Below are 14,540 nucleotides of genomic sequence, written 5' to 3'. Positions count from 1 at the left end.
AAATCAAATACGCGGACAGCGCGGGAGCGCTATCCCTACAAATTCAAAGAAAAAAAATAAACCACTACAAAATCATAGCTATCGCTTATGCTTAACTGCTTATAGCTTAAATCGCTTTTTTTACTTCCCTTCCACCGCTTCTGCGCCGGCGATGATGTCAAGGATTTCAGAGGTGATGGCGTCCTGGCGTTCCATGTTGTATTCCAGTGTCAGCTCCTCTATGCGTTCTGCGGTATGTTTTTCCGCCGCCTGCATGGAAATAAGCCTTGCCGTGTTTTCGCTTACAAGCGATTCCACAAACGCCCTGTATAGCGCTACATAAATATAATTCTTAACAAGGCCGGAGAATAACTTCTCCCTATCTTCTTTATATATAGGAAGGCTGCGGGATTTCCATTCTTTTTTTCTTAACTGCTCCAGATATTCCGGCTCCATGGGAAGAATCTTTTTCATAACAGGATTGTACGACAGTGAATCTGCCGGTTTGTTATAGCATACACTTATGGAATTTATGCCTCTGGTCTCCCGCCACCCGTCAATTTTAAGAATTATCTCCCGCAGAAGCGGCACAATGCCCGCGGACAGGACTGCCGGATAAATAATAGTTTCCGCCGGCTTAACCCCTGCGTCTTCCAGCTTGGCGGAAACTTTGTCGCCGACCGCCATCACTGTATCTGTATTATTACCTGTTTTTTCCAAAGCATACGCTGCTATCTGGTCATTAAACCTTCCGCACATGCCCATATCCGAACCCAGTACAATATATCCGGTGTTTTCTTCTTCCGGCGCCGGATTATAATTTTTTTCTTCATTACCCAAAAACACCCTGAAACCCATTTCCACAATTTCGTTATACCTGTCAATAGCATCAGACATCTTCTCATACTGCCTGACATTTACCGCGGCAAGCACCTTCATTGTGCGCACTATTGACTTTAAAGATTCAGCCCCGGATAGTTTTCTTTTTACCTCCTCAGGAGACTGCATTGTTTTTACCTGTGCTTTCTGAAATTAGTTTTTTTACAGTATTCAGAATTATAATATTATCTTCCGGAGTGATTTCATTGCCTGCCAGTATCTTCTCCGAGATTGTTTTTAATTCCGCCTCTGCCTTTTGCCTTACAATATCCGCGGCTGCCGGCACGGCGTTTTCGGCAATTTCATCAAACACCCCGTTATTAACTGCGGTTAAAAGCGCTATCTGCCCCATAACAGATACGGGGTTATTCTGCTGCTGTTTTAAAACGGCGCGTATTCTGTGGCCGCGCAGCAGCGACTGTTTTGTCCGGTCATCCAGTTTGGTTGAAAACCTTTCAAAAATTTCAAGCTCTTCAAACTGGGAATATGAAAGTTTAAGGTCGCCTGCTGTTTTTCTGAAAGCCGGAAGCTGCGCCGCACCGCCAACGCGTGATACAGACTTGCCCACATCCACGGCAGGCAGGACCGACTGCTGAAATAGTTTAGGCGACAGGTATATCTGCCCATCTGTTATGGAGACAAGATTTGTGGGGATATACGCCGCAATATTCTGCGCCTCTGTTTCCACCACAGGAAGCGCGGTAAGCGAGCCGCCCCCTTTTTCCGCGGACAGGTGAGTTGCCCTTTCAAGCAGCCGCGAATGAATGTAAAAAATATCGCCCGGGAAGGCCTCCCTTGCGGGCGGGCGCCTTTGCAACAGGGAAATTTCCCTGTAAGAACGGGCGTGTTTGCTTAAGTCGTCAAATACTATCAGTACATCTTTTCCCTGCTCCATGAAAAATTCCGCCATAGAGCACGCCGAATACGGCGCCAGAAAATTCATTCCCGGCTGGTCATCCCCTCCGGATACAACTATAAAAGTGTAATCCATTGCCCCGGCGTCTCTAAGTGATGCAATTACCTTTGCCGCGGCTGAATTCTGCTGCCCGATAGAGCAGTACACGCATATCACATTCTTGCCGCGCTGATTTATTATTGTGTCCACGGCAACTGCAGTCTTGCCTGTCTGCCTGTCGCCTATAATAAGCTCCCTTTGCCCCCTGCCTATTGGTATCAGCGCATCCACCGCTGTAATACCTGTCTGCAGCGGCATATTTACCGGCGCGCGGTCCATAATAACCGGCGACGGCCTTTCCGACGGGTACCATTTTTCGGCCGCTATTTCAGCACCGTTATCCAGCGGCCTGCCAAGCGGGTCAACCACCCTGCCAAGCAGCGCTTCGCCCACAGGCACGCTTACTGTTTTGCCTGTTCTTTTTACCTGCATACCCGCGGAAATATCATCGCTTTTTGACAGAAGCACCACTAACACATAATCCGGTTCCAGATTAAAAGCAGTTCCGTAATACCCTCCCGGAAAACTTATAAGTTCATCTGATTTCACATTAAACAGCCCTTTTACGGATGCGATACCCCTGCCCACGGAAATTACTGTTCCGGTCTCTCCCAGTAAAAGTGACGCGGAATTCTCACCCGCTATCTTTTCCGCTTCTGTAAAAACGGAATCAAGCATATTATTAAGCGTGCTTTTTATATTTTTACTTTCATCCATCGTATCCGCCTTTTTTGCTTCCATCTTTAAAAACATCCATCACTTCTTTTTCTATACCGGAAAAATATTCCTCCCCGCCCCATGATATTTTATACCCTTCAGCCCCGGCTTCAATACCGCAGACCAGAGCTTCGTTAAGCTCATATATAACTGTTTTTTGGCTGCCTGTCTTGGCTGCAATTACACCGGAAATTTTATCCTTAATACCGGCATCTATAATAAACGGACTTGAAACCACCACAGGTTTTTCCGACCTGTTAACCGCCGCTTTAAATTCCGCCGTTTGCGCGCCGCCAAGCGCTTCCAGTTTTTTTAAAAATATCTCCGCGGCTTTATCATTTATCTTTTCATCAGACAGCTCCCTTAACATCTTTTCAGAAACCTTCCACGCGAATTTACCGGAATGCGCTTTAAGCATCCTTAAGTAGTTTTCCTGCTCTCCCGAAAATGCCTGCTGCCATTTTTTCTGCTGCTCCCGCTGCGCGCCCTGCGCTGCGGCTTTCATTTCTTCAGCTTCTTCACGCGCTTTTTTGCGGGCATTATCCAGCATTTCCTGCCTGCGGCTTTCCAGCAATTTTAATTCTTCTGCCGCAAGCGCCGCGGATTTTTGCGCTTCTTCCCTTAGAATACCCGCCTTTTCAAGGTCGCCGGCTATCTTTTTTTCCCTTTCGTCCATTGCGGCTTTAATCCTGCCAAAAAGAAACTTATTAAGCAGAAATACAAGCAACGCGAAATTAATAAGCTGCGCAATGAATGTAAACAGGTCAAAGTGCATCCTACTTTCCTCCGGCTGTTGTCATGAAATTCCAGAACGGATTTGTAAATATAAGAATTATTGAAATTACAAGGCAGTAAATTGCCAGCGATTCAATCATGGCAAGCCCCACAAAAAGGTTTCTGCTTAACACATTTGAAGCATCCGGCTGCTGCGTAATTGATTCAAGCGCCTTTATCAGCGCTTTCATCTCGCCGTACGCGGGAACCATTGTCCCTAATGTAATTGTCGCCCCTGCCGTAATGATTGAAACTACCGCCACTATCGTTGCATTGTCCATTATGACCCTCCTTTCATTTTTTTATTCCCCGTGTATTGACACGGAAGACCCTATGTAAACAGTTGCCAGAGTAAAGAAAATATATGCCTGAACCACGCCTATTACCAGCCCAAAGGCCTGCATAACAAGCGGCACAAATAGCGGCACAACCGAAAGAAACACGCCTATCATTAAACTTTCGCTCATGATATTTCCAAAAAGCCTTACCGCAAGGGACACTGTCCTTGAAATCTCGCTTATAATATGGAAAGGCAGCATAAAAAATGACGGCTGAAAATATGACTTGATATGCGCCCACAGCCCATTCTTTAATATCCCATAGAACGGCACAGCAAAAAACACGCTTACAGCCAGCGCGGCTGTGGTGGACAGCGACGACGTGGGCGGATGGTACAGCGGCACCACTTCCAACACATTACACACAAGTATAAATATTCCCAGCGTACCAAGAAAAGCGGTATAAGGCCGCGGGTTGCGCCCTATCACCTGCCTTATTTGATTGTTTACAAAAGATACAATTACTTCCAGCACGCCCTGCCACCGCGGTATCTTTGCCCCGGTTGAAAGGCGCGATGTAATAATAATAGAAAATAGTGTCAGCAGAGCCATAACAATCCACGTATAAAAAATAGTGGCATTGATTTTTATAATTCCTATACTGAACATCTGCATATTGTCAGGATTTATTTCCATAATTCCCCGCGCTTTTTAAGAAATCTGACTGTCTGCCCGCCCTGATTATTGAACTAATCTGCACAACACTGAAACCCACCAAACACGCAAGCACCCTGTCAAGGTGATTACCCCACGAAACCGCGGCAAAACAAATAATACAGATGGCTATCCGAAGAAAATATCCGAATATCAAAACAGCTGATGATTTGCCGGACGTAATCTGTAAAACAGTCCTTTTTAGCAGCATCAGATATATCCACGCCGTAACCGCACCCGCCGCCGCAGACACAACAAGCATTATATTGTTCATACGCGCCTCCGTTTATTTACTTTTATCTTTTTCCTTTTTATTCCGGCTTGCTTTTTGCACCCAATACCACGCGTTCCAGCAGCCAAGCGCCAACCCTGCAAACATTAACATTAAGGTAAACGAATACTGCCCCGGGAATTTTTCATCTATCCATCTGCCCAGAAATATCCCCGCCAGCAGAGGAATTGTGACTGACCATCCCACAATACCCATCATGCCTATCCAGTACAGGGCCTCTGAACCGGTTTTTTTTGCCTGCTCTTTTTTATCAATTTCACTTTCTATTTTTGTCTGAAATTCTTTTTTATAGTCATTATCCCTTTTCATATTATTTCATCTCCAGAAAACGCCTGACAAAACTGCTTTCCATCCGTGAAATCATTTCCCTTGTTTTTTTCTCTGCCTCATCAATTACTTCAAATTTTTCATGGACAACAGCTTTAAGCGCGGTTATTTGATCGCCTGACACGCCCTTTACCGCGTTCCTGCAGGAAATAAATACATCATCCCCTTTTTTCACAAGGACCCCTTCATCCACCGCCATATCTGTTACGCCTTTATCAGCGCCGCGGCATGTAAGTATCCCCGGGCATACCAGCGCGGTGTAGTCAATATGGTGCGGCAAAATCGTATAATTACCTTTTTCACCCGGAATATTAACGGCTTCCAGCCCGTCAAATTCAAAGTTTTCCATAAGGGATACAATTTTTAATTTCATAATTTCACTTCCGAAATATCCCCAATCATATACAGCGCTTTTTCATTCACCGCTTCAAATTCGTCATTTAATATCCTGCTGCACCCGTCAATAGTATCGGCAAGCGCTACAATTTTTCCGGCATTGCCGGTATATTTGCCGGATACAAAAAACGGCTGCGTTAAAAACCTTTCAAGCCGCCTTGCCCGCATTACGGTTTTTTTATCGGCTTTTGAAAGTTCTTCCATCCCCAGCATTGCAATTATGTCCTTTAACTCCTCATATTCAGAAAGGGTTTTTCGCACCTCTGCCGCGACAGAATAATGGCGCTCACCGGCAATCTGCGGGGTTAACATTTTTGATTTTGACAGAAGCGGTTCAACGGCGGGATAAAGCCCCTGCGCCGCCATTTTTCTTGAAAGCACAATTGTGGAGCTTAGATGGCCGAAAGTGTGAACGGCCGCAGGGTCGGTAAAATCATCCGCCGGCACATACACCGCCTGTATTGAAGTAATAGCCCCGCGGCTTGTGGTACAGATGCGTTCTTCCATCTCCGCAAGTTCGGTGGCAAGCGTCGGCTGATACCCCACGCGCGACGGAATTTTCCCCATAAGGCCGGACACTTCCGCGCCAGCCTGCACAAAGCGGAAAATATTATCTATAAGCATAAGCACATCCGTCTGCATGTCATCCCGAAAATATTCCGCCATGGTAAGCGCGCTATGCCCCACGCGGAACCTGGCACCGGGCTGTTCGTTCATCTGCCCAAAAACCAAAAGCGCTTTATCCAGCACGCCCACATCTTTTATCTGCCTGTATAATTCCTCGCCTTCCCTGCTTCTTTCCCCGATACCGCAGAACACACTTATGCCGCCGTGTTTCACGGCAGTATTGTTTATCATTTCCATTATAAGGACTGTTTTCCCGACGCCCGCCCCCCCAAACAACCCGGCTTTGCCGCCTTTTTCAATTGGCGCTAATAAATCAATTGCTTTTATGCCTGTAGCAAAAATCTCGTTTCCTGTTTTTCTTTCATTTAAAGAGGGCGGCGTCCTGTGAATTGACCTTTTCTCCGCGGCGTCTACAGCCCCAAGCCTGTCAGCACCATTCCCAAACATATCAAACATTCTGCCCAATACTTTATTTCCCACCGGCACCATAACCGGCCCGCCCGTATCATGCGCGGAATCTCCCCTGCCGATTCCGGATGCGGAAGTAAGCGCGATGCACCTGACGGTTTGTTCGTCTATATGCTCCGCCACTTCAAGCATTACAGTATTATTTTCCCCCGAGTATATAAGATTATTAATTAAAGGCAGTTTATTTCCTGCAAACCGAATATCAATAACACTTCCCCTTGCCGCATAAACCGTCCCCTTTTTTAATCCTTCAACATCCATCAACTCCCCCAATGTAACTAATAAGAGTAATTTTCTGATGAAGTCGCCCCATAAATTCCCTTGTAAATATAGTATATCTTATGAAACCCGGCAAAACAAGAGGCTTGGAGGCTTGGAGGCTTAGATGCTTGGAGGCTTGGAGGCTTGGTAAAACCGAGGGACAGAGGGACAGATGTACGGAGGGACGGTTTAAACTTTAAGCAATAACGAAAGTATAACACTTTAAAATATTAAGCAGTTAAGCTATAGCAAAAGAATTTCTTTATATCCTGCGCTTATGCTTATCTGCTTCTATGCTTATAGTTTAAGATTTATCTATGCGCTTTCCCTTTTTATCAGCTCCGGCTGCAGCACTATATCCGCCGGTTTTTTAACTTTTCCTTCCATTGCCGCCATCACAATATCAAACGCGGCTTTTCCCATTTCTGCCATCGGCTGCCTTATGGTTGTCAAAGGCGGCGTCATAATCCCCGCTATTGAAATATCGTCATAACCGGCAAGCGCTACGTCCTGCGGGATTTTTATCCCATATTGCCTGCACTGGTATATTATCCCTAAAGCCGTTGTATCGCCTGCCGCGCAGAAAATCCCATTCACCCTGGTGCCGGTATTATTAATACGCTGCATGGCTTTTTCGCCTTCTTCCCTGTTATAGAAAGCCACGTGATAGGACATCTTGTCATCATATTTTAAATTGTATTCTTCCAGCGCGTCTTTAAAACCCTTTAAACGCTCTGATACCACGGGGTTTTCTTCTTCGTCATAAACACTGGAACCCACCGGCCCGTTAACAATTGCAAGTTTTTTTCTGCCGGATTTTATAAGGTGTTCCGTTGCCATAAAAGCGCCTTTGTAATTATCCACAGTTACCGAACTTGCGCCCGCGGCTTTGTTTTCTATAATCACAAGGGGCATCCCCCTTTTTGAAAACTCTTTTACAAGTTCAGCGCTTGGTTTTACGGTAACGGTAATAACAGCATCCGCTTTCTTACCGTAAAGGATACTTTTTAACAGGTCTTCTTTTACCGACAGCGCCCCTCTTGTGCTGTGATGTTCCAGCCGGTAGGCAAACTTATTTAATTCCGCCTGCCTGCGTTCCACCCCTGACAGGATATTTATTACAAACGGCGATGACAGGTACGAACTGATAAGGGCAATATTGTTTGACCTGCCGCCGGCAAGCGTCCTTGCCATGACATCAGGATAGAATTTAAGTTTTTTAACGGCTTTTAAAACCTTTTCTTTGGTCTCCGCGGACATTCTGCCGCGCCCGTTTATTACATTGGAAACTGTAACGTGGGAAACACCTGCAAGTTTTGCCACGTCCCTTATGGTTATATTTTTCACGCGGACTCCCTTATTATTAATTCAGGTTCTATTATAACATTCATGTCCTTTGCCGGTTTATCCTTTATTGCCGCCATTACCATATCAAAAGCGGCGCAGCCTATTTCCTCAAAATCCTGCCTTATCGTGGTAATCTTCGGGGAAGACAACAGCGTAAGAGGTAAAAGGTCGTCAAAGCCGATAACCGCGATATCCGCGGGAACCTTAAGCCCGTCTTTCTTTACCGCTTCTATAATTCCAAACGCGACTTTATCCCCCGTTGAACACAATATTGAATTTATTCCGGCATTATTTTTTTTAAGTTCTTTATAGGCTGCCGGCGCTTCATGGTATTCAAAACCGGGGGTATATGCCACCATAGCATTGCGGAATTTTATCCCGTTGTCTTTTAAGGCGCTTTTAAAGCCGTTCAAACGGGCGTCATACACCGGGTTAAGCTCCGCGTCATTTGACCGTGCCGGCATAGACGATACAAATGTTATTTTATTCCCGTATTTTTTTATAAGGTAATCCGCGGCTTTATAAACACCCGCTTCGTTATCAATATTAATTGAATGCGCGCCTTTAACCTTGTTTTCCATAAGTATCATTGGAATGCCTTCTTTTTTATAAAGCTCCACGGTTTCATCATCCGGCCTTAAGGAAATAAGCACCACCGCGTCCGCCTTTCTGCCGTAAAGAATCTGCTTAAGCAGTTTTTCCCTGATATCAATTTTGTGCATTGTTGAATACGCCTGTATGCTGTGAAGGTATCTGCCCGTGGCAAATGCTTTTTCTTCAAAAGCATTCAGGACACTCATCATAAAAGGGCCGTTATACCTTGGCGCTATTACGGCAATTGCCCCGCTTCTGCCAAGGGCAAGCTTTCTTGCCGATTCATTCGGAATATAATTAAGCTCGCGGACTATATCCATTATCTTTTTTCCGGTTGCTTCCCCGATGCGTTTGGAACCATTTACCGCCATGGAAACAGTGGCTTTTGTAACTCCTGCCCTCTTTGCAATTTCCTGCATTGTCACACGTTTCATCTTTTACCCCAATACCACATTTTTACCCTCATAATCCGGGAGCAGAGTGCATTATATTATATCCCCCATGGGATTTCAATTGATTAACAATAAAAGCCTATGTATAAAAATATGTTTCCATATGCGGCCACAGAAAAAAAACGATGATTCAACCCGCTGATTATATCCCCCTGTATATTTCCCTTCTATGCCCTATTGCAACAATTATTACCTTCTTTTCTGTGACCGAGATTTCATACACAACCCTGTAATTCCCGTGCCTTATTCTATAATAATCTTCTTTCATCCTTAACTTCTCACAGCCGGGCGGTTTTGGATTTTCCGCAAGCTCCATTATTTTACCCTTAATGGCCGCAAGTTCCGGCATCCCCCCGGGAGCCATTTTCAGCCATTTATACGCGCTGCGCGAAAGTTCAATTTTATACATTCTTTTTCTTTCCGTAAAATCCAAGTTCTTCGGCAACGTTTTCAAGCGGTATAGTGTTTCCTTTTTCATTTCTCTCATAATTCTGAATACTTAAAAGGTCTTCTTTCATTTCTTCCCTTTCAATTTCATCCAGTATCGCCTTTTCAAGGAAAGATTTCATCATAAATCCCCTTGATCGGCAGAAGTCTTTTAAAAGGTCACGAACGTCTTTATCCACTTTCATTGTAAAGGTTACATTTTTAGCCATAGTTATCCTCCGTAAATCGTTTTAATAATTATATTAAAAACGGCTATGAAAAACAAGTACAAAATAATACCAAATAAAACTATTATACTCATTAATAAGCCGCAAGTATCCTTTAATAAATAAATGATTTTAATAACCCCTTATGATAATTTCAGCGTGTATAAACCGGTATTATTCCATCACCACATTATTTGATAAAAATTCCGCCAAGACGTATGCCAAAGGCGCGTTCCAGTTTATGGCAATTTCGTTGCTGGCGTATGAATCAATGTGGTCGGCGTAGTTTCTTGCCGGTGCGGTGCCAAATGGCAATGCTTTTAAAGGGTTGTCCTGCGGCCTTTTATTGGGCCCGCCGGCTAAAAGCCCCGGCCACGGCTCCGGATTTTTATCCCCAACCGTGGGCCTGTGGTGTATGTTCATGGGATAGTTAGAGCCGATTCCCGTCACATAGCTTCTTGCAAAAGGATTAATGCCGAATATATAACCCAGTATTTCAAGCGCGCCTTTTTTGTATTCCTGTTTTTCAAGGACATCCGCGCCTACGATAAGGTTCATGGCGTAATTTAACGCAACTGAATTTGACCCCCAGACGTAATCCTCTTCACCCATCACGTTCCTGTAACCGCTGTCGTTTATCTTTGCCATTAAAGTATCACAGTGAACCGCCATTGATTTCTTTATGGACTCACATGCCTCTTCTGATTTACCCGGCTGTACAGACACGCAATATGAAAACATTGCCATTTCTTTTACGTCGCGCCATGACGCAGCCCGGTCTATGGCTTTATCCCAGTTTTTATAATTAGCCGTAAAAAATTTATTATAGACTTCTTCGCCGGTAGTTGAAAACAATTCCGAAGCAGCCCAAAGCCTTTCATCTTTATCATCATTGTCGCCATACTGCCCGGTCTTTGTGTCAGAAGGATTTTTATAACCTTCTTTTGGAACCATAGCCGTGTTTTTCTCAAGATACTTCCACGCATCACGCGCGGCCCTAAGGCATTTGTCAGCGTATGCCGCGTCGTATTCTTTAAAGACCCTTGAGGCAATCGCCATAACCGCGGCAAAATCCGCGGTGCCGGTTGAAGTAATCTCATAAACAAAATATGTGTTCCTGTCATCTTCGGGCATCATATTTAAAGCCGGAAACTGTAACGGGGTAGCTTTGTGATACACTCCGCCGTTTTTCGCCTGCATCTTTAACATCCAATCAAGGTTCCATTTAATTTCATTTAAGACATCCGGCAGTTTACCGATAGCTGCGGACGCGGGTATTCCTGTTTTGATACTTTCAAGCCTGTTCTTGTACCTTTCAAACATTAAAAGAAGCGTCCCGGTAGAAATGCCGCTGTTAACCGTATATTTGCCGTAATCGCCGGCGTCGTGCCAGCCTCCTATCACGTCAATTTCGCCTTCCTCACCGGTGCTTTCGTGCAGTTCCGCGGGATTTAAGTGGCAGGCCTTATGTTCAAAACCGGTCCTGCTTATAATGTCAGTTCCGCAGCGCTGCTGGTAAAAAGCGTGCATCACCTTTTCAAACGCGCTGTCATAAATATTATCGGCAATTACAAATTCCGAGGATTTTCCGTTCTTCTCTATTTCAATATAATATGTACCGGGTTCTTTCAAACCGGAAAAGCTGCCCACAAAACAGTTATCCCCCGAAACAGAATCGCTTACAGGGCCTTTCATATCATTGGAAAACACCTTTTTACCGTCGCTTTTTCTGTGGACTGAAAAATACGAACACGGCTTATCACAAACCACATATTTATCATCCGCCGGCCTGTATCCTACCGTGTTTACTTTAATACTTTCTGAATATGCTGCCACATTTATAGCCATAAGCACCCCTGATACGATGATTACCAATTTTTTAAGCACTTTACACCTCTTTTGTTTTAACGTTAAAATAGATTATAGTATTTTGTATAAATTATTGCAATATAATTATTAAAAAATATGCAGTATGCCGTTTATGATATTTCCATTAATTTATTGACTAAAAAATCAAAATTATGCTAAAATCAATTATTCGTTAAAATCAATTTGCGGAGGTTAAAATAAATGTTTAAAAGAATTATTACTGTATTGGTTTTTGTACTGCTTGCTTCTACCCTTCTTGCAGAAGGCGGAATGAACGGAAAATTTGGAATTGAACTTCGCGGCGGGGCAACACTTTTGAATCCGTCGGCATTTGACGAAGACTACAAATACATACCAACAATGGCCTTCCCGAACACAGACCCCGGCGCTTCCACCTTTATAGGAATGGCGCCTACGGGCAGTTTATTACTTGAATACCTTGCCACACCCAATGTTGGAATTTTCTTTAAAACAGACTTTATGTTCGTGCAGGACGAAGTTTCCTATACCGATTTAAATGACGAAGAAATTTTTTATAACCACGCAGCTTTTTCAATCGGCTATTTTGGCATCGGCGGCAAGTACTACATTCCCGCATCCGAAAAATTCTTCATATCCCTTGGAGCGGACGCCGGTATGTTTATGAATTACCAGAGCTTCTGGGAAATTAACTTTTTCCACGATACCCCGATGGAACAGTATTACTCTGTTGACTTTACCGAAATGTTTTTCGGCGCGAACATTGAAGCAGGCGCAAAATTTATGGTAAGCGATACGGTTGGCCTTGGCGCCAACGTGGGTTACAGAATAGCAAGCATGCCCATAACCTACCCTGAAGAACTTCCTTTTAACGCCACAGACATAGACGGAGAACCTATTTTTAAAGCCGCATCTGTTGACCTTTCCGGTGTTTATTTTGGCGCGGGATTAAGTTTCTATTTTGGCGGAACAGAAGGTTCTTCTTCCTCCACATCAGCAACAGGCACACAGTCAACAGCAGTTACCGGCGCTTCATCCAAGTATGAAAAATGGGGCGATTATTACTACAAACAGAAAAACTATAAAAGCGCCCTTAAGTATTACGGCGGCGCTGTAAAACAGGCACCGTCCGCGGCGCTTTATAAGAAGATTGGTATGTGCTATTACTACATGGGCGACAAAGCAAGGGCTGCCCAGTACCTTAAATATTACATCCGCCAGAACCCTTCAGACACACAGATTCAGAACTGGCTTAAGAAGAACGCCCAGTAATTTAAATTAAAACCAAAAGCCCGGCACAAATCGTGCCGGGCTTTTTTTATGCCCGGAATCGACAGCTAGGCGGCTAGGCGGCTAGGCAGCTAGGCGGCTAGGCGGCTAGGCGGCTAGGCGGCTAGGCAGCTAGGCGGCTAGGCAGCTAGGCGGCTTGGCGGCTTGGCGGCTTGGCAGCTTGGCGGCTTGGCGGCTTGGCGGCTTGGCGGCTTCGGCAATACGGTGATATGAATAATTTGGTTTGGTTTTGGTTGGTTTGTTTTGGGTTTGGTAGGCGCACCCTTTAGGGTGCGGCAGTTGATTTAAAACAAACAATTTAGTAGAAATATATATTATTATTCTAATAAAAGAATTAAATTCAAACCAACTGCCCCGGATAAGACCGCATGACGTTTGATATAGATGCGGTATTAAAGATCCGCGTCTACTAATATATAAACAAACACAAACCAACTTCAACTGCCCCGGGCTAAAGCCCGCGGCTACCAAATCTAAAGCCCGCGGCTACCAAATCTAAAGCCAACCGCCTAGCCGCCTAGCTGCCTAGCTGCCTAGCTGCCTAGCCGCCCAGCTGCCCAGCTGCCCAGCTGCTTCACTTTATCTTCTTAAGTATCTCCTGCCATTTCATCATTGAATCAGCAATAAGGTGCTGGCGTTCTTCTTCAGACAGGGCGTTCCACCAGTACTTGGCTTTTTCTTTCAGGACATCCTTATCATCATCCGGCAGCGCAGCCCACTTGTTCTGCGCCATTAAGACAACTTCTTCTTTTGCCTCAAACGGCAGCAGCATCCACCAGTTTTTTGCGGTAAAGACAGCCGTCTGTTTTTCTTTTTCAGACATTGAATTCCATAAAGTTTCCACATATCCCACTGTTTTCTTCTTGGCCGTGTTGGACATCTTTGCCCATTTATCCTGAACTTTCACCATTACTATTTTCTGTTCTTCCCCGCCTATGCCCGTCCACCACTCTTTAATATTATCCACAATATCTTTTTTCTCGTCATCAGATAGCTTGTGCCACCGTTTTCTGGTCTTTGTAATTACCTTTTGCTGTTCTTTGTCAGATAATGAATTCCACCACTTTGTTATTTCACTCACAAAAGAGGATTTTTCATCATTGCTCATTGATGTCCATTTTTCTTTAAGCATCTTGGTGGTTTTCTTTTTCTGCCCGTTATCCATACTTTCCCATATTATCGCAAGGCTTTCATATGTCATCATAGCGGGGCTTACGGATGTGATGTCAAACATGGCGGAATAGTCTTCCTGCGGCTCTTCTTCGGCCGGCAATAAAACAGGGATTAAAAAAATTACGCACAGAAAAAACGCCGGGATAAGTTTTTTCATTTATCGTCAATCTTCTTTACTTCTATAACCGCGGCATTTTCATCTTTTTTTATCTTATTATCTTCAAGCACTTCTTTGGGTATAAGCGCGATTATAAACCACAATATCAACCCTGCCGCCGTGATATCATCTGTCCACCCAAGCACCGGAATATAATCATGTAAAAAATCAAAAGGAAAGATAATATATGCTATGCCTATAATACCGGCAGCTTTCACATACCACGGAGTCCGCCTGTCTACTATGGACTTAAATACCGTCTTAATGTCATTGCCAAATTTGAAGATACCAGTATTTTTCATAATTCTCCTTTTATTACATAAAAAAAGCCCCGGCTTTTAAGGCACGGGGCTTTATGG

At 44.4% G+C, this 14,540-nt stretch carries 17 protein-coding genes; 1 reads left to right on the top strand and 16 read right to left on the bottom strand.

Translation table 11 applies throughout. The annotated features are described in order from the left end of the window. Window positions 1-120 precede the first annotated feature (120 nt). The 14 genes from CVV21_02435 to CVV21_02370 all read right to left on the bottom strand — a co-directional run bounded on the left by CVV21_02435 (window position 121) and on the right by CVV21_02370 (window position 11,600). A complete protein-coding gene (locus tag CVV21_02435) occupies window positions 121-987 on the bottom strand; it encodes a F0F1 ATP synthase subunit gamma (protein ID PKL92634.1) in 867 nt (288 codons plus the stop codon). Further along, a complete protein-coding gene (locus CVV21_02430; protein ID PKL92744.1) occupies window positions 974-2,491 on the bottom strand; it encodes a F0F1 ATP synthase subunit alpha in 1,518 nt (505 codons plus the stop codon). The genes CVV21_02435 and CVV21_02430 overlap by 14 nt, the downstream gene beginning before the upstream one ends. A gap of 31 nt (window positions 2,492-2,522) precedes the next feature. Beyond that, window positions 2,523-3,305 (bottom strand): hypothetical protein, encoded by a 783-nt coding sequence (locus CVV21_02425; GenBank protein ID PKL92633.1) that lies wholly within the window; start codon window positions 3,303-3,305, stop codon window positions 2,523-2,525. 1 nt (window position 3,306) lies between these two features. Further along, window positions 3,307-3,585, bottom strand: a complete 279-nt coding sequence (atpE, locus tag CVV21_02420; GenBank protein ID PKL92632.1) for an ATP synthase F0 subunit C — start codon at window positions 3,583-3,585, stop codon at window positions 3,307-3,309. 21 nt (window positions 3,586-3,606) lie between these two features. After that, window positions 3,607-4,278 carry a F0F1 ATP synthase subunit A gene (locus CVV21_02415; protein ID PKL92631.1) on the bottom strand — a complete coding sequence of 224 codons (672 nt, stop codon included), beginning with the start codon at window positions 4,276-4,278 and terminating at the stop codon, window positions 3,607-3,609. Next, entirely contained in the window at window positions 4,262-4,570 is a 309-nt protein-coding gene (locus CVV21_02410) for a hypothetical protein (GenBank protein PKL92630.1), read from the bottom strand. The genes CVV21_02415 and CVV21_02410 overlap by 17 nt, the downstream gene beginning before the upstream one ends. A gap of 12 nt (window positions 4,571-4,582) precedes the next feature. Beyond that, window positions 4,583-4,897 (bottom strand): hypothetical protein, encoded by a 315-nt coding sequence (locus CVV21_02405; protein PKL92629.1) that lies wholly within the window; start codon window positions 4,895-4,897, stop codon window positions 4,583-4,585. 1 nt (window position 4,898) lies between these two features. After that, window positions 4,899-5,288, bottom strand: coding sequence for a F0F1 ATP synthase subunit epsilon (locus tag CVV21_02400; protein ID PKL92628.1), 390 nt, complete (start codon window positions 5,286-5,288; stop codon window positions 4,899-4,901). Continuing rightward, window positions 5,285-6,679: a F0F1 ATP synthase subunit beta gene (locus CVV21_02395; GenBank protein ID PKL92627.1), complete on the bottom strand. Its 1,395-nt coding sequence runs from the start codon at window positions 6,677-6,679 to the stop codon at window positions 5,285-5,287. Before CVV21_02395 ends, CVV21_02400 begins: the two co-directional genes overlap by 4 nt. Window positions 6,680-6,982: 303 nt before the next feature. Beyond that, window positions 6,983-8,014, bottom strand: a complete 1,032-nt coding sequence (locus tag CVV21_02390) for a hypothetical protein (GenBank protein ID PKL92626.1) — start codon at window positions 8,012-8,014, stop codon at window positions 6,983-6,985. Further along, window positions 8,011-9,042 carry a hypothetical protein gene (locus CVV21_02385; GenBank protein ID PKL92625.1) on the bottom strand — a complete coding sequence of 344 codons (1,032 nt, stop codon included), beginning with the start codon at window positions 9,040-9,042 and terminating at the stop codon, window positions 8,011-8,013. Before CVV21_02385 ends, CVV21_02390 begins: the two co-directional genes overlap by 4 nt. A gap of 160 nt (window positions 9,043-9,202) precedes the next feature. After that, a complete protein-coding gene (locus CVV21_02380) occupies window positions 9,203-9,469 on the bottom strand; it encodes a type II toxin-antitoxin system mRNA interferase toxin, RelE/StbE family (GenBank protein ID PKL92624.1) in 267 nt (88 codons plus the stop codon). After that, window positions 9,462-9,716, bottom strand: a complete 255-nt coding sequence (locus CVV21_02375) for a hypothetical protein (protein PKL92623.1) — start codon at window positions 9,714-9,716, stop codon at window positions 9,462-9,464. The genes CVV21_02380 and CVV21_02375 overlap by 8 nt, the downstream gene beginning before the upstream one ends. Before the next feature lie 171 nt (window positions 9,717-9,887). After that, window positions 9,888-11,600 carry a hypothetical protein gene (locus CVV21_02370; protein PKL92622.1) on the bottom strand — a complete coding sequence of 571 codons (1,713 nt, stop codon included), beginning with the start codon at window positions 11,598-11,600 and terminating at the stop codon, window positions 9,888-9,890. 183 nt (window positions 11,601-11,783) lie between these two features. Between CVV21_02370 and CVV21_02365 the strand changes: the two genes are divergently transcribed. After that, complete coding sequence (locus CVV21_02365) at window positions 11,784-12,833, top strand: hypothetical protein (protein ID PKL92621.1); 1,050 nt, start codon at window positions 11,784-11,786, stop codon at window positions 12,831-12,833. A gap of 592 nt (window positions 12,834-13,425) precedes the next feature. On the opposite strand, the gene CVV21_02360 is transcribed toward CVV21_02365, so the two are convergent. Both CVV21_02360 and CVV21_02355 read right to left on the bottom strand, forming a co-directional pair. Then, entirely contained in the window at window positions 13,426-14,181 is a 756-nt protein-coding gene (locus CVV21_02360) for a hypothetical protein (GenBank protein ID PKL92620.1), read from the bottom strand. Then, the gene (locus CVV21_02355) at window positions 14,178-14,483 is read right to left on the bottom strand and encodes a hypothetical protein (protein ID PKL92619.1); all 306 of its coding nucleotides are present in this window, start codon (window positions 14,481-14,483) and stop codon (window positions 14,178-14,180) included. The genes CVV21_02360 and CVV21_02355 overlap by 4 nt, the downstream gene beginning before the upstream one ends. Window positions 14,484-14,540: the final 57 nt, after the last annotated feature.

Source organism: Candidatus Goldiibacteriota bacterium HGW-Goldbacteria-1 (genome assembly GCA_002839855.1).
Classification (GTDB): Bacteria; Oederibacteriota; PGYV01; order PGYV01; family PGYV01; genus PGYV01.
The sequence above is the reverse complement of the archived record's forward strand: the minus strand, read 5'-3'. Positions and strand labels throughout refer to the sequence as shown.